Consider the following 18,010-nt stretch of genomic DNA (forward strand, 5'->3'; position numbering starts at 1 on the left):
TCCTATGCGCCTTGCTGAGCTGTTTTAAGCAATGCTACAGCCCCCATCATATATCCAACATTGTCTTCACTTGTGATCCGGATCATCCTCGTTACAGGCAACAACGTCAGTTGAACACCACGAGAATCAGGAACCGGAATGAAGATCGAAGCTGAATGGATGCGTGGAGGTACCAGCAAATGCTGGGTCTTTGAAAGTCACCACCTGGACAACGCCGGCACGGATGTCGACGAACTGCTTCCACGACTCTTCGGAAGCCCGGACTCCCGGCAGATCGACGGAGTTGGCGGGGCAACGTCGACTACCAGCAAAGCGATGATCCTGAACCGGCCCTCGGACCCGTCCGTGGACGTGGAGTTCACCTTTGCCCAGGTAGGTATTGAAGAAGCTGCCGTTGACTGGGGAAGCAACTGTGGGAATTGCTCCGCCGTTGTCGGACTTTACGCCCTTGAAAAAGGGTGGGTCCTGCCGGAGGGTGATTCCACCCGCATCGTCACCCGCAACACCAACACAGGCCAGATCATCATCCAACGGGTTTCCACCCCGGACGGTGCCCTGCCAATCGTTCCGGATGCAGAGATGCCCGGCGTCGCATTTCCCGGGTACAGGGTGGGGCTTGGCTTCCGGGATCCTGCCGGCAAGACCACCGGAAAACTGCTCCCCACAGGATCGGCGACCGACACAATAGTGGCCGGCGGAAGGCGCTGGACGGTATCGATGGTCGACGCTGGAGCGCCAGTGGTCATTGTCCCGGCCGAGGAATTGGGGCTGGATGTCAGCCGCTATGACACTTGGGTAGCCGGTGTGGAGTTGCACTTGGACACTTTGGACCTCGTTCGCCGACAGGCTGCAGTCAGTATGGGCATGGCAGCAACACCTGACGAGGCCGCCCGGGCCGTTCCCAAGCTCGCCATCGTCGGTCCTCCGGACGGGACGGACCCGGAAGGCGACGTCAACGTCATGATGCTCTCAATGGGCAAGCCACACCCCGCCCTGGCCATCACGGGAAGCATCGCTTTGACGCTTGCTGCCCGCACCCGGGGCACGGTGCTGAGCGAGATCACAGGCACCGTTCCTCACGACACGTTGAAACTTCGCACGCCGGCAGGCGTGATCGAAACCTGGACCGAGCAACGAGACGATTCCCTTGTCATCGGCGTGGACAGAACGGCCCGCACCATCGCCAGCAGCATCATCCATCTCCCTGAGACTCTCGGCAACGCCGTCGAAGCCTCACTAGCAACAGCCACTCGATGAGGAGACACCACCATGGCTAAGACTATTTCCCCACCAGTTCCCGAGTCAGAGAGCGAAGTCCGGGAGCAGAGTCCCGGCAGTCCCAACCGCCGTCGCCGTATCCTTCTGATAACGGTTGCCGCTTCCGTGATCCTGGGCCTGGCCGCCATCCTGTTTGGAGGCGCCATTTTCAACCCGGCGGCCACCCAGGAATCGGAGCCGACCATGACAGCCACCCAGATCATCCCCTTGGTCATCCTCGTGGTGATGTTCGTCGTGGCCACCAAATGGCCGTTGAACATCGGGGTCATGGGACTCGTGGCATCGTTCATCGTCGGCTATTTCATGCTGGGCATGACGGACAAGGAAATCCTGGCCGAGTTCCCCGCGAACATCGTCATCACCATCATCGGCGTCACGTACTTCTTCAGCATGGCCCAGCGCAACGGGACCATCGACATCATCGTTCAGATCTGTGTTCGGCTGGTCCGTGGCAAGACCATGATGCTCCCGTGGGTGTTCTTCCTCCTTGCGGCGTCGCTGACAGCTCTGGGGACCTTCTCCCCCGCCGCGGTGGCCCTGCTGGCCCCCGCCGCTTTGGGGCTGGCCTACGAGTCACGCATCCATCCAGTCCTCATGGGCGCCTTCATTATTAACGGAGCTCACGCCGGCGGCTTCTCACCGCTGTCGGTAGCAGGTGTACTGGTACACGACATCGCTGTGAAGAACGGTTTTCCCATCTCCCAGGGCTCACTCTTCGCTGCAAGCTTCGCCTTGAACCTCATCCTGTCAGTACTGACCGTGGTGCTTTTCGCCCTTCTGGGAAAATTGCGCGACGGCGCCACAGGCCAGCACGCCGACCTGGACACCACGCGCAGCGCCCGGCCCCACGGCCAGCAAATTCTGACGCTTGGACTCATTGCGGCAATGCTCGTCTGCGCCCTGGGCTTCCACATGCCGATCGGCTTTGTGGCCCTCTCCGCCGGGCTCCTGCTGGCGCTGGTCAACATCAAGGAACACCGGACCTTCATCGGGGGAGTCTCCTGGTCAACGGTCCTGCTCGTGGCGGGCATGATCACCTACGTGTCATTGCTCCAGCATGTGGGCGTCATCGATACCCTCGCCGAACAAGCCCTCGCGCTCGGCGCTCCCCTGCTCATCGCCTTGGTGCTCTGCTACGTCATCGGCGTCGGCTCGGCCTTCGCTTCCTCCACGGCTCTCCTCACCGCGTTCATTCCGCTGGCCGGCCCGCTCCTTGCCACAAGCTCGCTCAGCGCGTCAGGAACGGTCGCCGCCCTGGCCATCGCCGCGACCGTCGTTGATGTTTCGCCCTTCTCCACCGATGGCGCCCTCGTTGTCGCCAACGCCCGCGACGACGATCGCCAGCGCGTCTACAAGCAACTCATGATGTACGCCGGCGGCGTCGTCCTCGTGGCACCAGCGCTGGCGTGGGCACTCCTGGTACCCACCGGCATCATGTAACGGACACCGATAGACCGCCGACGAAAAGGGTCGGCACGCGTAAGGAACCGCACCTGCAGACCATCGCAACAGGAAGCCCGAACGACGGGCGCAGGACCGGCTCCATACGCGCCAACGGCAGGGCCACCTCGAGGTGGTCCTGCCGTTGTTCCGAAGACGGCAAGGGGCCTGGTACCGCCGTCGAACGCCCTCACAAACCGGACGCTGCTCCAGCGCTTCCCATCCATTAGCCCTCGCCGGATACACTCCGCCTGGGCTTGGACAGCAGCCGGGCGTCCATCGCGTTCAACTCCTCAAGGGTGGGCGGATGTGCTCCGGGGCGGTGCACAGTGATGGCTGCTGCCGCCGTGGCAAGGCGCCCCAGCTGCTCCACTACGGCCGGGGTAAATACTCCGGTTGACCGGTTGAGTAATCCGAAGATCAACGCTGACATGAAGGAGTCTCCGGCTCCAATGGTGTCGGCGACTGTGGTCCTCACGGCAGGGATGCTGATATCGACGGCGGGCGTGGTGAACTGGGAACCTTGTGCGCCCTTCGTGATGACGCACATCCTGGCACCGAGTCCCAGGATGTGCGCAGCTGTTTCGCCGGTGCTTTTGCCAGGGTAGAGCCACTGGGCATCCTCGTCGCTGAGTTTAACGACGTCGGTGAGCGCCACGAAGTCCTCGAAGAGGGCTTTGGCTTCCTGGTGGCTCCCGAGGAGGGCGGGCCTGATGTTGGGGTCATAGGTCATCAAGCAGTGCCCGTGGGTTTGTTCCAGCAAGGACTTCACCACACCGGCACCTGGTTCAAGGAACGTGGCGATGGAACCGGTGTGCAGTATTTTGGGGAAAGCAGCAGGGGTGCAGGGGTCCAGGTCCCAGGTGATATCGAAGTCGTAGTGGGCGGAGCCGTCGGGTGTAAGGGTTGCTGTTGCCGAGGCCGTCTGCTTGAGGGATCGCGATCCAGGCAAAAGCACCACTCCGGCACTGCTGAGGTGGCTCTCGATGGTCTTTCCCCGAATGTCCGGGCCCAGGGCCGTGAGCAGGCCTGTAGGCACCCCGAGCCGTGCAAGTCCGTAGGCGACGTTGGCCGGCGAGCCTCCTGGGTGCTCCGACCTGTGGTTGGGGGTCGTGACGACGTCGATGAGTGCTTCACCGACGACTGTGACATCAAGCGCCCAAGGGGTGTCACGTGTGGCTGTTTCTTGGTAGTCCATGGGTTTCTCTCGTTGTGGGGGCGGTCTAACGCGTCGCTTTGAGTTCGCGGATGGTCAGGTCCCGGAACGTGGCCGTTCCTTCATGGGCGTAGAGTCGGATGCCGTCGTCGCCTTCAAGCGGAAAAACCCTGTGTGAGTGGACCACACGCCCGTCGCCGACAAACATCTCGACGCTGGTGCGATCGACCAGTAGGCGGATCGTGAGGCGCCCGGTGGCGGGATCGATCGCAGTCTGGGTTTCACCCGCTGTGGGGTTGATCGTGGGGCGGCGGTTAACGTAGGTAAACGGGCCACGCAGGAACGCGCCTGTGGCCACATGCCTCCCACCACCAGGCGCACGGCATACTTCCAGTCCAAGATTGGCCGGCGGCACGGCAGGATCCCACACCATCTCGCAGGACAGATCGTAGGCGTTCGAGCGGATCTTCAGGTCGTGAAAACCGGCCACGGCCACATCACCCAGTTGATGTGTGCGCTTCACGTGGTTCTCCAGCGCAGCCGTTGGAGCGGAGGCGAGGTAGTAGCCCGCGCTTCCCCGCTTCAGGCGGATATCACGGACGATCATGTCGTCGCCGTTGTAGCCGTCCGTGGCCGGAGTGGGGGTGTTGTGGGGATAGTCCCAGAAGTTTGCCCATCCAATCGCCCGGCGAAGGGCTGGGTCCTCCGCCCCTGACGCGTCGTGATGCGGGTAGGTCACTGCGCCGTAGAAGTCGAAGCCATAGTCCAGCCACTCCGGCTCGGGACGGTCGGGGGTGAAGGAACTGCCGTCGAAGGCTCCAGTCCAGTAGGCGTACGTCGCGGGCAAACCGCGTCCTTTTCCGTTGGCACTGGTGCCGAGCACCCAATGCGAGGTGCCGTCGTCGGCAGTCATTTGGAAAATGTCCGGGCATTCAAGCAAACCCATATCGTTGCGGTGAAACTCCCCCACACGCGTCCATGACCGAAGATCCGGCGAGGCGTAGAAGCCGAGCTTTTGTCCCTCGGCGTTGGCCATGAACCACCGTTCACGGTCGGCGTCCCAGACCACCTTGGGATCGCGGAAATCGGGTACGCCCGGGTTGGCCAGCACCGGCGCCTGGCCGCCGGGCTTGAAGGAACGGCCTCGGTCCATCGAGTACCAAAGGTACTGGGCTTGCCGCCCTTCCGGTGCTTGGGTGACCAGGGCTATGACGGCTCCCACTCCGTAACCGGCAGTATTTCGCTCATCAACCACCAAACAGCCGGACCAGCAGTCACCGTTGCCGTTGCTGAACTTTGGTATGGCGACCCCGCGGTCCCTGAACTCGACATGATCGGTGGTGGTGGCACGGCGCCAGGATGTTCCACCGCCGCCTGTGAGGTAGTCAGCGTTGTACAGGTAGTAATAGTGGTACTCGCCATCCAGGTAGATGGGTCGTTGGGGATCGTTCTTCCAGTTATCAGGCACGCTGAAGTGATAGACCGGGCGCATCCGGGATGTTCCTTTCGACGGGCGGCCGTTACCGGCGGACGCTGGCCCCGCGGGACCAGACAAGGCGATTGATCCGGTCAACGCAACCGCTCCGGCGCCGGTCAGCAGACCGCGGCGGGAAACCGCTGATGATTTCTCCATCGGTTTCACTTCCGTTCCGGCAAGAGGCTGCGGGTACTGTCAAAGATCCCGGCCATCGTCCATGCGTCGAAGGAAAGAATGCGCACCGAACCTTCGGTGGCCGCCAGTGTCACGCGCCCGCCGTCCAGGGTCGGGTAGACGCGGGCCGTCAGCGGCTTTCCGTTGGCGAAAATTTCGACGGCGGACCGGTCCACCAGGACGCGCAGGTGGACCCGGCCGTCGATCATCGGAAGGGGTCCGGCCTTGTCCTCCACATCGAGCGCAGGGTCGAGGCTGCTGCGGGTACGGTCCAAACGGAGAACCCCGGCCGGGGTTCCATCGGCGGCCCGGCCCAGCACGATCACCGTCTCCTCAACACCATCCACGGATCCGAGCACTCCCAGGCGGAGCTCGGTACCGGGCGCCAGGTGCACGTCCAGCTCAAGATCCAACTGCTTGCCGGAGACACCCGTATCCACGGAAGGTCCACCCCCCACCAACACCTTGGCCGGCGCGCTGACATGGTTCCTGCGCAGCGTCTCGATCTCAGGGACCGGTGCGAAGTCCAAGGTTCCATCCTTCGCCAAGGAGGTGACCCGCGGCAGGCTCATGACGCCTGACCATCCGGCTTCCACCATTGCTGCATCACTGCGGCCTTCCTGCATCCAGCCGAACATGACACGCCGGCCGGACTCATCCAGGAAAGACTGCGGGGCGTAGAAGAACCGTCCTCCGTAATCGAGCCGGTGCAACGCCCCGGGCTCGAAGGTATCGCCGGCGTAGCGGCCGGTCCAGTAGAGCGGGTGGCGGGTTTCTCCGTCGTCCCACGCGGAAAAGACCAGAACGTCCGTGGAGTCATCAGCAGGGGCAGACCCCAGCGAGCCCTGCCCCGCCCGGAACAGGTCGACGCATTCCCACATGGTCCCGGTCCAGTCAGTGTCTCCAGGATCGCCTTGGGAGGCATCGCCTATGACAAGCGGTCCGATGTAGTCCCAGGAGCGCAGATCTGAAGACTCGTACAGGAAGGCCGTGCCGCCACGGTGTCGAATACCTGAACCCACCAATTGCCGCCACGTGGACCCTTCGCGCCATACGCAGTGATCGCGGTAGGCCGTGATGTCTACCCCGGCGGGCGGGGCTGCGATCACAGGATTCCCGGGATCCTTGGTCCAGGTCAACAAGTCCGGGGAGCCCACTGCGAGGCAAGGCACTTCCCTGCCGTCCGAGCGGCCCGAGTACACCAAGGTGGGCCTGCCGCCGTCGTTCACCAACACCCCGGACCAGCAGCCCTCGGCGTCCGGTCCCGCGGTGGGTGACAAGGCGACGGGTTGGTCTGCCCAGGTGACCAGGTCGGTGCTGGTGGCATGACCCCACTGGATGCGGTGGTGGAAGGCACCCTCCGGGTTGTACTGATAGAAGAGGTGGTAGGTACCGTCCCACTGGCTAACGCCATTGGGATCGTTGAGCCAACCGGCCGGTGAGACAAAGTGGAAGCGCGGCCTCAGTGGATCTGCCTCGGCGCGGGCCACCAATTCATCCTGCGGCACGGTAGCGAGCGGATGGGTCAATTCAGTCATGCGGAAGCCTCTTCTTGAGCGGTCGACGCCGGGTGGCCGGGTCGGAGCGGTTCACTTGCCAAGGCATGGCCACCGGCGGCGGCCCATGGGCGGTACAGGTGGCAGCGCACCCAGTGGCGGTTTACGGGTTCCCCCACCTGATGGCGGACGGGTTCTTCAGCCGAGCAGGCCTGGTTCGGGTCGCCGTCGAACGCGCAGTGCGTCGAGGCCATGACCGCTTGCCGCAGTTCGGCCCGACGGACGGGATCGTACGAGCCTGCGCGGGCGGGGTCCGGCACCGCCGACACCAGCAGTTGTGTGTAGGGATGCGCGGGGTTGGACAGCAGGTCCAGGGACTCGCCTTCTTCAACGAGTTCACCTGCGAACATGACTGCCGTCCGGTCCGCCAGGTACCGGGCAGATGCGAGGTCATGGGTGATGTAGAGCATGGAAATGCCTTGCTCGTCACGGAGTTTACGCATCAGGTTCAGCACGCCGATCCGGACGGAAACGTCCAGCATGGAGGTAGGCTCGTCGGCCAAAATGACCTGCGGCTCAACCGCGAGCGCACGTGCTATCGCAACGCGTTGGCGCTGGCCGCCGGACAGCTCGTGCGGATACGAGTTCAGCATGTCAGCGTCCAGGCCAACAGTGGTCAGCAGTTCGGCGAGCCGCCGCTGGGTCTCTTCCTCGGAACGTCCACTTTTGCCATGGATCGCCAACGAACGCCGCAGGAAGTGCTCGATCCTATGGGCCGGGTTCAATGACCCGAAGGGATCCTGGAACACCATCTGCAGCTGGGACCGGAACCCACGGGACGCTTGGAAGCGGTCGCGGGTGAGGACGTCGACGCCGTCAAGGAGAATCTCGCCGGAGCCCGGCTTTTCGAGCCGGGCAACGCAGCGGGCCAAGGTGCTTTTGCCGGAACCGGACTCCCCCACGAGGGCTACGATTTCACCCCGGCCAATGGTCAGGTCAACACCATGCAGGGCACGGACCGATCCGCGGGAGAACAGCCCGCCGACGGGGAACGACTTCCCCAGGCCCCGGATTTCCAGGACAGGGTGGCCGGTGACGGTTCCGGACTCCGACGTCAGGAGTGAGTGGCTCATCGTGCGGCTCCTTCCAGATTGGCGGATTGGGTAACCGAAGCGTCGGCACCGAAAGGTGCCACAAAGTGGCCGGGTGCAGCCTCGGTGAGGTCCGGGATGTTGCGGAACTTCACGCCGTCGGGCAGGCCTGTCAGCGGTACGCGGGGCCCAGTGAGTGGCGGAAACGCTCCCATGAGCGCCTGGGTGTAGGGGTGGCGGGGGTGGGCGTAGACGTCCTGGGCTTTTGCGGTCTCTACGATCCGGCCGCCGTACATCACGGCCATGCGGTGGGAGAGTTCCACCATGAGGGACATATCGTGCGTGATGAAGAGGACGGAGAAGCCGAGTTCGCGCTGGAGGTCCTTGATTTGAGCCATGATCTCCTGCTGCACCACCACGTCCAGTGCGGTGGTGGGTTCGTCGAGGATCAACAGTGACGGCTTGAGCGCCACGGCCATGGCAATGACGGCACGTTGACGCATTCCGCCGGAGAGCTGGTGCGGATAGGACTTGAGTCGAGCGGGGTCGATCCTCACGAGCTCCAGCAGTTCACCGGCTCGGCGCAGCGATTCCTTGCGGGAGTAACCGGCGTGGGTGGTGAAGATGTCCACGATCTGCTCGCCGATGGTCAGCACCGGATTGAGGGAGTTCATGGCCGACTGGAACACCATGGCCACGTCCTGCCAGCGGAAGCGCCGCAGTTCTTCCGGGCTCATGGCGAGGACGTCCTTGCCGCCGAAGGAAATGCTGCCACCGGCGATCTTTGCGGGATCCTTCAGGAGCCTCATGATCGAGTTTGCGATGGTGGACTTGCCACAGCCGGACTCCCCCGCGAGGCCGAACACCTCACCGGTGCCGATGCTGAAGGAAACACGATCGACGGCGGTGGTGGAGCGGGTGTCGCCGACGTACTTGACCGTGAGGTCCTTGACGTCCAGGACAGGTTCGTGGGAGCCGAAGGAAACTTGGGAGATGGTCATTTGGCGGCGCTCGTTTCGGCTTTCGTGGGTGTTGTTTTGGGCGTCTTGATCTTTCGCAGCCGCGGATTAGTGACTTCGTCCACGGCGTAGTTGATCAGGGCAAGGGCGAACGCGACCAGCGCGATACATACGCCTGAAGGTACGAAGACCCACCAACTGCCGGTCAGCAGCGCGCCTTCATTGCCGGCCCAGAAGAGGTTGTTGCCCCAGGAGACCGTGCTGACATCGCCCAGTCCCAGGAACTCCAGACCCGCTTGGGCACCGATCCCATAAATCACGCAGGCCAGCAGGGTGCCCATGACGATCGAGGCCATATTGGGCAGGATTTCGCGGAACATGATCCGGCCGGCGCGTTCGCCGGACACCACGGCCGCAGCCACAAAGTCCTTGGAGCGGATGGATAGCGCTTGTGAGCGCAGGACGCGGGCTGAGCCGGCCCACCCAGTGACCACAAGAACCAGGATCACTGTGCCCAGACCTGGTGGAAGGAAAGCGGCCAGGATGACCAGCAGCGGCAGGCCCGGCAGGAGCAGAAAGACGTTGGTGACCAGGGAGAGTGCTTCGTCAATGAACTTGCCGAAGTATGCCGAGGCGAGGCCTACGAGGATGCCGATGAAGGTGGACGCCAAGCCCACGGTCAGCCCCACGAACAGAGAGCTTCGTGAACCGTGGACGGTCAGCGCGAGCACGTCCTGTCCTTTGGCAGTAGTGCCCAGCCAGTGCTCGGATGATGGTTCCAGTGAGGCCATGGCCGTGATCCGTGACGGGTCCCCGGGAAACAGGACCGGTGCCAGCAGCGCCAGTGCGACGAAGACGATCATCACGGTCATGCCCGTCAGGGCTTTCTTGTTGCTGAGCAGGCCGTGGACATAGCTGCGGTTCGGCTTGCGTACCGGAGTTTGAGTTGGTTCCTTCAGAAGTGCGGTTGTCATGATCAGTCCCTCTAGTTGCTGCGCACGCGCGGGTCGAGGCGGACGTAGAGGATGTCCACCAGGAAATTGGCCAGCAGCACGGCAGCGGTGATGGTCAGGAACAGGCCCTGCATGAGCGGGTAGTCCAGGCCTTGGACGGCGTTGAGGAGTTGGTAGCCGACTCCGGGATAGGCGAACACCACTTCAGTGAGCAACGCCCCGCCCACTACGAACCCCAGGCCCATGCCGAAGCTCGTCACAGACGGCAGCATGGCATTACGCGCTGCGTAGCGGAGCATGATGCGGCCCGGTCGAAGTCCTTTGGCTTCGGCCATGGTGATGTAGTCCTCGGAGTTCGTGGCGATCATGGTGTTGCGCATGCCCAGCATCCAACCGCCGATGGAAACCAGGACGATCGTCAGCGCCGGCAGCACGAGGTGGGCACCGACGTCGCCGATGAACTCCCAAGTGAACGCGGGCTCCAAGCCGTCGGTGAACGCATGGCGGATCGGGAACCAACCCAACACCACGCCGAACAGGTACAGGGCGCCCATGGCAAGCCAGAAATACGGGAACGAGCCAATGAACACCAGCACCGGCGGGAGTGCGGAATCGATCGCTCCGCCGCGCCGCCATGCGGCCAGGATGCCCAGCAGGTTGCCCACGACGGCGGCGATCACCAGCGCGGTTCCGCCCAGCAGGAGAGTCCAGCCGATTTGGGACGAAATGACTTCGGTGACCGGTGTGGGGAAACGGGATATGGAGACACCCATCTGCCCGGTGAAGATGTTGTGCATGTAGTCGATGTACTGCTCCCACAGTGGCCGATCATCAACACCCAGCAGCTTGCGCAGGGCCTCGATCTGTTCGGGCTGCATTCGGTCCTGGGAGCGGGCGAACATGCGGGAGACGGGGTCACCGGGCATGAAACGCGGGAGCAGGAAATTCAGGGTGATGGATGCCCAGAAGGCGATCAGGTAGAAACCCAGGCGGCGCAGGATGAAGCGCACGGTTTCCCTCCATTCGGGAATTACGGAAAGTGTGGGGGCACGCCCGGCAGCGCCGGCCGGTCGGCAAAGGAACTGCCGGGCGTGCGAAGTGAGGCCGCGGCGGCGGTGGGTGGGCCCACGCCGCTCGGGTTCCCTGGCCGAAGCGCAGCGAGTTTAGGGCGGCGGTGGGTGGGCCCACGCCGCTCGGGTTCCCTGGCCGAAGCGCAGCGAGGTTAGGGCGGCGGTGGGTGGGCCCACGCCGCTCGGGTTCCCTGGCCGAAGCGCAGCGAGGTTAGGGCGGCGGTGGGGACTACTTGCGCGGTTCCAACGTGGTCAGCACCAGGACGGTGGTCGGTGACTTCACGGAAAGGGTTGCGTAAGGGTTGTCCTCGGTGGGCCAGCCGGTGAAGCGGGTGTCGTTGAAGGCACCCCATTCAGGGCCGGAGAACAGCGGCACCAAAGGTGCGACGTCGTTGTACTCTTCCTGCAGCTTGTTGGCGATGTCCTTTTGCTTGGACTCGTCCGCCTCCGCGGCGAAGTCAGCCAGGAGCGCATCCGCCTTCGGGTCGCCGTAGCGGTGGTAGTTGTCGAAGGTCTTGGTGCCTACCGGCTTCACAGCGGCCGTGCCCATCGACGTATTGAAGTACTTGTACGGGCTGGGGTCATTGGCGCTCCAGACGATTCCTGAGTCGAAGTCACCGGTCTCGTAGCCGGCAACCACAGCAGCCCAGTCCGGGGACTCCACTTTGGCGGTTACTCCCACCTCGGCCAGGTTTTGGGCAATGACGTTGGCCACCGACAGCCAGTCGGAAGACGTCGCACCCACGGAAATCTTGAATTCGAAAGGCTTGCCGTCCTTGAGCGTGCGCTTCCCGTCAGCGCCCTTGGGGTAACCCGCCTTGTCCAGGAGTTCGTTGGCCTTCCGGACATCGTGGTTGGTCCACGTGCAGTTGTCCTTGACCTCAGCATTTTTCCAGGTCTCGTAATTGCCGGAGAGTCCGGTGCAGTCGGCGGGTTTGGCGTAGCCGCTCATGCCGATCTTGGTGACCTGTTCGCGGTCTACGGCCATACTCAGGGCTTTGCGGACATCGACATCGTTGAAGGGGGCCTTGGTGGTGTTGAGCTGCCAGTTGATCATGGCACCCGTGGCCGGGAACCAGTACTGACGGTGCTCCTTGTCCTTTGAGACGAAGGTCTTTTCGATGTTCGGGATGTATTGCGGAGCCCAGTCCACGTCGCCGTTCGCGGCAGCGAGGTTGGCGCCGTCATTACCCGCGAAGGCGAGCATCTTGATGCCCGCGATCTTTTGTTTGTCCGGTTGCCAGTAGTTGGGGTTCTTCTTCAGCACGAAGGACTGGGCTTGGAAGCTGTCAACCTCGGTGTATGGTCCGGTGCCCACAGGCTTGGCGTTGGCGTCTTTTTCCGGATCCGGCACAGCGGACCAGATGTGCTTTGGCAGAATGCTGAGCTGACCGACGTCGTACAGGGCAGGCGACCACGGCTTGTTGAAGTTGAACGTTACTTTGCCGCCCTCTGCAGTGACGGTGTCCAGGTACTCGAAGCCACCTTTGATCCTCTTTTGCAGTTCGAAACTGTAGGCGACGTCATCGGCCACGAACGGCTGGCCGTCGGACCATTTCACTCCGTCCCGCAAGGTGAAAGTGATGGATCTGCCGTCCTCGGATGCCTTCCATTCCGTTGCCAGCCACGGCACAGTGTCTCCCTTGGCCGGGTTGAAGATGAGGAGCGATTCATAGATGGACTGCTGGACCATGGGGTTCACAGTGGGTGCGAACGGGTTAAAGTTCTGCACGAACGTGCCCATGTCTTCACGTGGAATGGTGAGGAAGGCGGCAGCGTTGGCTCCGGCGTCGGAAGTGCTTGTCTTGGCGACATTTGCTGTGCAGCCGGTGAGCAGCATCGCGCCCACTGCCAGGCCTGCGGCCGTCATCCGGGCAGCCCGGAAGTATCGGGGTTGTGTCATGATGGTTATCTCTTTCCTATCTTCATCGTCCAAGGTGAAGGGGTGGGTAAGGGGTTTGCTCTTCGACGTTGATTTCGCGGTCAGACCGAAGAGCGTTCTAGCAGCGGACAGTCGACCAATTGCTGGTCGGCAATGATCGGCTGTCCTGCTGTTAGGGCGGTTAGCGTTTGAACGCCAAGGGCGCCCATTTTTTCGAACGGCAACGCAACCGTGGTCAGTTTTGGCCTCAGGTAGGCCGCAATGAGTTCCTGGTTGTCGAAGCCGATCACGGCGACGTCCCCGGGGATGGTCAGGCCCCGTTCTTTGATGGCGTCATAAGCGCCCATCGCCATGCGGTCGTTGAGGCAGAACAGTGCAGTTGGCCTGCCTTCCTGTGGATAGCGATCCAGGATCCGGCAAGCGGCTTCGTACCCGCCATCGGCGGTTGCGTAGCCGGACACCACTAATTCGGGGTCCAACTCCAGTCCGGCGACGGCCAGTGCTTCGCGTGCACCTTCCAGTCGCCCGACTGCAGCAGGAATGGCCGGGTCCAGGTTGATGACTCCTATCCGGGTGTGGCCGGCTTGCAGCAACCGCTCTACTGCGACCCGGCCTCCCGCACGCTCGTCAGGGACGATCGAAGGAAGCTTTCCGTCCGCGTCAAAGCAGTTGATCAAGACTGTGGGTACTTCATTGGCACTGGCCGGGACGTGGACGCCCCGGTGAAAAGTGGCCGCGTAAAGGAGTCCTTCCACTCGTTGTTCCAGCAGTTTTTCCGTTGCGGCGTCTTCCAAGCCCTGGTTGGGTCCTACGGCATCGGCCTGGTCGGAGGGCGCGATGAGCAGGAACCGCCGGTCAAGCCAGGCTTGGTCCTGGGCACCTTTAATGATGTCGACGGCGAACGGTGCCGTGACGATCTCTGTCACGATTCCGTACCAGTCACTTCGCTGTGATGCCAGCGCCCGGGCACCGGCATTTGGGCGGTAACCCAATTCCTGCACGGCCTCATTGATCCGGGTTCGGGTTTCCTCGGAGATGCTCGCATTCTCCCGGTTGCTCAGCACAAACGAGACAGCAGTCCGGGAAACGCCCGCGTGTTTCGCGACGTCCTTCATGGTGACTCCCCGCTGCTTTACGGCGGCGGGGTTGCCAGGGGTGGTGCTTTTCGCCATCGAATGCTCCGGGTGTTCTTATCTGCTTGCGAGTGCGGTGCCAGTCCGTCATTGTCTGGCTGTTCTGGAAAGAACGCTGTTGATAACGCGCGTTACTAACTGAATATGTGACTTAGGTTACGCGCGTTACTTCGGCCTGTCAACAGAGCTGTTGGAGCGTGGAACCCAGCCGGTTTCCGGCTAGTTGTCGGACGGCTCGCCGGTAGCAGCTTTTGGTGCTTCTGCGTCCGGGGCGTCGTGGACTTTTCTCGGAATCTTGCCCTCAACGTCAGCAGGTACGGGAGGGTCCTTTTCTTCGTCAGTAGACATGAGGCAAGCATAAGGGCTCTGTGCGAGGACGCTCAGCACATCAGAGGCTCCGCCCGCCACCGTATAATCCGAGCATGCCAATCACGCTCACCGAACCAGATATGCCTTCTCAGTTTCACGCCCTCGAGCAGGACGGGGCCCTCCTGTGAGCGGTGGACTTGTCGCGTTGTTGGATGACGTCGCCGCCCTTGCCCGCATAGCAGCTGCCTCCGTTGACGACATCGCCGCAGGAGCCGCCAAGGCCGGGGCCAAAGCCGCTGGCGTGGTCATCGACGACGCCGCTGTCACCCCGCAATACGTGTCCGGGGCAGATCCGTCCCGCGAGCTACCGATGATCAAGCGTATTTTCTGGGGATCGCTGCGGAATAAGCTGCTGATCATCCTGCCGGCACTCCTGCTCGTCAGCGCCTTCATTCCAGCTGTCATTCCGTTCATCCTCATGCTCGGCGGCACCTACCTCTGCTACGAGGGCGCCGAAAAGGTCTGGCACAAGCTCCGCGGCCATGCGGCTGCCGAGACGGCGCCGGCGGTTCAGCGCGGACCTGAGGCGGAGGCCAAGGTGACCAAGGGCGCCATCACCACCGACTTCATCCTGTCCTGCGAGATCATGGTTATCGCCATGAACGAGGTAGCCAACGAGTCCCTGTGGGTCCGGGCTGTCATCCTGGTCGTCGTAGCGTTCGCGATCACGGTCATCGTCTACGGCGCGGTCGGACTCATCGTCAAGATGGACGACATCGGCCTGCACCTGACCACGAAGGACTCTGCGGGCTCCCAACGGTTTGGCCGGATGCTCGTCAAGGGGATGCCTGCTGTACTTGCTGCGATCACCCTGATCGGGACGATCGCCATGCTGTGGGTCGGTGGCCACATTATGTTGCAGGGTGCGTACGACCTCGGCTGGCACGGCCCTTACGACCTGGTTCATGTACTTGAGACACCCTTCGCCGGGATCCCGGTGGTGGGCGGTTTCCTCGCTTGGCTCGTGAACACCCTATGCTCGGCCGTCCTCGGCGCCATCTGGGGCCTGGTCATCATGGTCATCGTGCATCCACTGCTCAAAGTTCTGCCGTTGGGCAAGAAGAAGGAGGGGCACGAAGAGGGCGATCTCCGCGCAGCAGTGTCCGGCCACCGGCCGGCAAAGGGTGATGGCCATCAGGCGTCCCGGCAGGAACCCTGATCCAGTCCATGGTTCACGGCGGCATCGTCCCTGAGGATCTTTCCACTCTCCCGACCCCTCTTCACTGACGGAACCACGACGGCGGCGGGCTGGCCCACGTGCCCGCCCGCCGCCGTCGTACTTCCTGGCGTTCAACCGAAAAGGCTACGAACCTGCCCCCGCTGCCGGGAAACGGTCCCACGCACGGTGCGCCGACAGCAGATCCCCGACCACCGGAATTACCGCCTCAGGCCCGTCGCCGACGATGACACCGGGCGCACCCTGATCAATACCTGCCCCGTCCAGGACCGGCGTACCGGGACCCCAGGCTCCAATGGCTTTGCCATGCCGGAAAGCCTCAGACACCATCAGAATCACCCGCGGGTCAAGGGCCACTCCCGGTTCGCCGGCCTTGGCATCCCGGCCCGGCATGGAATCCGGAGCAGGTGTGCCTGCGCCTGCAACAACAAGTGCATCGAATTCCGTGGAGCGCGCCGTCAGGTAGCTCCTTTGAACGGTAACTGTGTTGCCATTCCCTGCATCCAGCACACCGCCGGACGGTGCAATGACCAGAGGGACCATCCCTGCCGCATCCACTGCCTCGCGGGCCGAAGCCACCAGTGCGAGGTCACTTTCACTGTCGGCAATAATGCCGACAACGCGACCAGCAACAGGCCATTTGCCGCCAAGCTGCGATACAGCGGGACTGGGCTCAACCTCCGGCACCTGAACGGTTGCCCCGGGAACGGGCATCCCCAGACCCTTGGCTACGGCAGCGCAAAGCCCAGCGTCAATGTTGGCCAAAGCCATGAGCTGGCGTTCGCGGATGGCCGCTTCGTAGCACTTGCCAAGCTCGAAGGTATAGGCCTGGATCACATGATCCTGCTCCACCGGCGCCAGGCTGCGGAAGAAGAGCCGGGCTTGGCTGAAGTGGTCATCGAAGGACGTCGGATTGCGCCGCTCCTTGATTGCCGCGGCGACTTCCTCAGGGACGTCCACAAACGCTCCCACGTCCTGCCCGGCCATAAACGGGCAACCACCGTCAAGGGAATTGGGATGGTAAGGAGCCACTCCCCCATGTACCGCCGTCTGGTGCATCCCGTCACGGAGCATGTCATTGACCGGGGCGTGCGGACGATTGATGGGAATCTGCGCGAAGTTCGGCCCGCCCAGCCGCGAAATCTGCGTGTCAAGGTAGGAGAAAAGGCGCACCTGCAGCAGTGGATCGTTGGTGACGTCGATTCCCGGGACCAGGTGTCCCGGATGGAAGGCAACCTGCTCGGTCTCGGCAAAGTAGTTGGTCGGATTGGCGTTCAGCGTCATCAACCCGATCGGCTGCACTGGTGCCAGTTCCTCCGGGACAAACTTGGTGGGATCCAGGAGGTCGATGCCTTGGAACATTTGGTCTTCGGTGTCCGGGAAAGTCTGGATTCCGAGCTCCCACTGCGGGAAGGCGCCGGATTCGATCGCATCAGCCAGGTCACGGCGGTGGAAATCTGGATCCATGCCATTGATGATCTGGGCTTCTTCCCACACCAAGGAGTGGACACCCAGCTTCGGCTTCCAGTGGAATTTCACCAGAGTGGTCGCACCAGCGGCGTCTACCAGCCGGAAGGTGTGGACACCGAACCCTTCCATGGTTCGGTAGGAGCGCGGAATTCCGCGGTCCGACATGTTCCACATGGTGTGGGCCTGTGCCTCTGTATGCAACGAAACAAAATCCCAAAACGTGTCGTGGGCACTTTGGGCCTGCGGGATTTCCCTGTTAGGATGCGGTTTTCCTGCATGGATGATGTCCGGAAATTTGATGCCATCCTGAATGAAGAAGACAGGGATGTTGTTGCCTACCAGATCGTAGGTGCCCTCATCCGTGTAGAACTTTGTGGAGAAGCCACGCGTGTCTCGGACCGTATCGGCGGAACCCCTCGATCCCAAAACAGTGGAAAACCTGACAAACACGGGGGTCTCCACATCCGGGGCAAGGAAACCCGCTTTGGTTATTTTTGACGCCGTGCCGTAAGAACGGAACGTCCCATGGGCCCCGGCTCCTCTGGCGTGCACAACCCGCTCGGGAATCCGCTCGTGATCAAAATGCGTGATCTTCTCCCGCAAGTGGTGATCCTGCAACAGGATGGGACCCCGCGCTCCCGCTTTCAACGAGTGGTCTGTATCGCCAAGCCTCAGACCTTGTGCGGTGGTCAGGTACTGGCCGGACTGGGTCCGCGAGTTCGCGGGTGCCCCAGTCGGGCTACCGGTGGGCGAAACCGCCTCCGGGCCCTGCTGATCGGGCTTCGGCGGCAACGGCTCCCGTGGCGTCGTTGGCTCTTCAACCGCCGGGCGCTCGATCGAAGGAACTCCTGGAATCCTGATGTTGTCCTCAACTGGCACTACGCG

The 18,010-nt window shown here is 62.5% G+C and carries 14 protein-coding genes; 3 read left to right on the forward strand and 11 right to left on the reverse strand.

Annotation, left to right across the window (positions count from 1 at the left end):
* The first annotated feature begins 138 nt into the window (after positions 1–138).
* Positions 139–1,257, forward strand: a complete 1,119-nt coding sequence (locus tag QF015_RS02190) for a PrpF domain-containing protein (protein ID WP_310205194.1) — start codon at positions 139–141, stop codon at positions 1,255–1,257.
* Positions 1,258–1,269: 12 nt separating this feature from the next.
* Positions 1,270–2,718, forward strand: a complete 1,449-nt coding sequence (locus QF015_RS02195) for an SLC13 family permease (RefSeq protein WP_310205197.1) — start codon at positions 1,270–1,272, stop codon at positions 2,716–2,718.
* A gap of 226 nt (positions 2,719–2,944) precedes the next feature.
* Here QF015_RS02195 and QF015_RS02200 read toward each other — a convergent pair whose 3' ends face one another.
* The 10 genes from QF015_RS02200 to QF015_RS02245 form a co-directional block, all read right to left on the reverse strand.
* On the reverse strand, positions 2,945–3,916 hold the full coding sequence (locus QF015_RS02200; RefSeq protein WP_429386575.1) for a carbohydrate kinase family protein: 972 nt from the start codon (positions 3,914–3,916) through the stop codon (positions 2,945–2,947).
* Positions 3,917–3,941: 25 nt separating this feature from the next.
* The gene (locus tag QF015_RS02205; RefSeq protein WP_429386577.1) at positions 3,942–5,366 is read right to left on the reverse strand and encodes a glycoside hydrolase family 32 protein; all 1,425 of its coding nucleotides are present in this window, start codon (positions 5,364–5,366) and stop codon (positions 3,942–3,944) included.
* A gap of 146 nt (positions 5,367–5,512) precedes the next feature.
* Complete coding sequence (locus QF015_RS02210; protein ID WP_429386579.1) at positions 5,513–7,063, reverse strand: glycoside hydrolase family 32 protein; 1,551 nt, start codon at positions 7,061–7,063, stop codon at positions 5,513–5,515.
* On the reverse strand, positions 7,060–8,154 hold the full coding sequence (locus tag QF015_RS02215; RefSeq protein ID WP_429386581.1) for an ABC transporter ATP-binding protein: 1,095 nt from the start codon (positions 8,152–8,154) through the stop codon (positions 7,060–7,062). Before QF015_RS02215 ends, QF015_RS02210 begins: the two co-directional genes overlap by 4 nt.
* Positions 8,151–9,113 carry an ABC transporter ATP-binding protein gene (locus tag QF015_RS02220; RefSeq protein ID WP_429386583.1) on the reverse strand — a complete coding sequence of 321 codons (963 nt, stop codon included), beginning with the start codon at positions 9,111–9,113 and terminating at the stop codon, positions 8,151–8,153. Before QF015_RS02220 ends, QF015_RS02215 begins: the two co-directional genes overlap by 4 nt.
* Positions 9,110–10,045 (reverse strand): ABC transporter permease, encoded by a 936-nt coding sequence (locus tag QF015_RS02225; RefSeq protein ID WP_429386585.1) that lies wholly within the window; start codon positions 10,043–10,045, stop codon positions 9,110–9,112. The genes QF015_RS02220 and QF015_RS02225 overlap by 4 nt, the downstream gene beginning before the upstream one ends.
* An 11-nt stretch (positions 10,046–10,056) precedes the next feature.
* Entirely contained in the window at positions 10,057–11,034 is a 978-nt protein-coding gene (locus QF015_RS02230) for an ABC transporter permease (RefSeq protein WP_429386587.1), read from the reverse strand.
* Between the two features lie 289 nt (positions 11,035–11,323).
* Entirely contained in the window at positions 11,324–12,997 is a 1,674-nt protein-coding gene (locus QF015_RS02235) for an ABC transporter substrate-binding protein (protein WP_310205217.1), read from the reverse strand.
* Positions 12,998–13,077: 80 nt separating this feature from the next.
* Positions 13,078–14,148, reverse strand: coding sequence for a LacI family DNA-binding transcriptional regulator (locus QF015_RS02240; RefSeq protein WP_310205218.1), 1,071 nt, complete (start codon positions 14,146–14,148; stop codon positions 13,078–13,080).
* Between the two features lie 180 nt (positions 14,149–14,328).
* Positions 14,329–14,457 (reverse strand): hypothetical protein, encoded by a 129-nt coding sequence (locus QF015_RS02245; protein WP_310205221.1) that lies wholly within the window; start codon positions 14,455–14,457, stop codon positions 14,329–14,331.
* A 145-nt stretch (positions 14,458–14,602) separates the two neighbouring features.
* Between QF015_RS02245 and QF015_RS02250 the strand changes: the two genes are divergently transcribed.
* Positions 14,603–15,637, forward strand: a complete 1,035-nt coding sequence (locus tag QF015_RS02250) for a DUF808 domain-containing protein (RefSeq protein ID WP_429386590.1) — start codon at positions 14,603–14,605, stop codon at positions 15,635–15,637.
* 144 nt (positions 15,638–15,781) lie between these two features.
* Here the strand turns inward: QF015_RS02250 and QF015_RS02255 are convergent, their stop codons facing one another.
* A complete protein-coding gene (locus QF015_RS02255) occupies positions 15,782–18,004 on the reverse strand; it encodes a catalase (RefSeq protein ID WP_429386592.1) in 2,223 nt (740 codons plus the stop codon).
* Positions 18,005–18,010 lie beyond the last annotated feature (6 nt).

This window comes from Paenarthrobacter sp. TE4293 (assembly GCF_050435325.1).
Classification (GTDB): Bacteria; Actinomycetota; Actinomycetes; order Actinomycetales; family Micrococcaceae; genus Arthrobacter; species Arthrobacter nitroguajacolicus_C.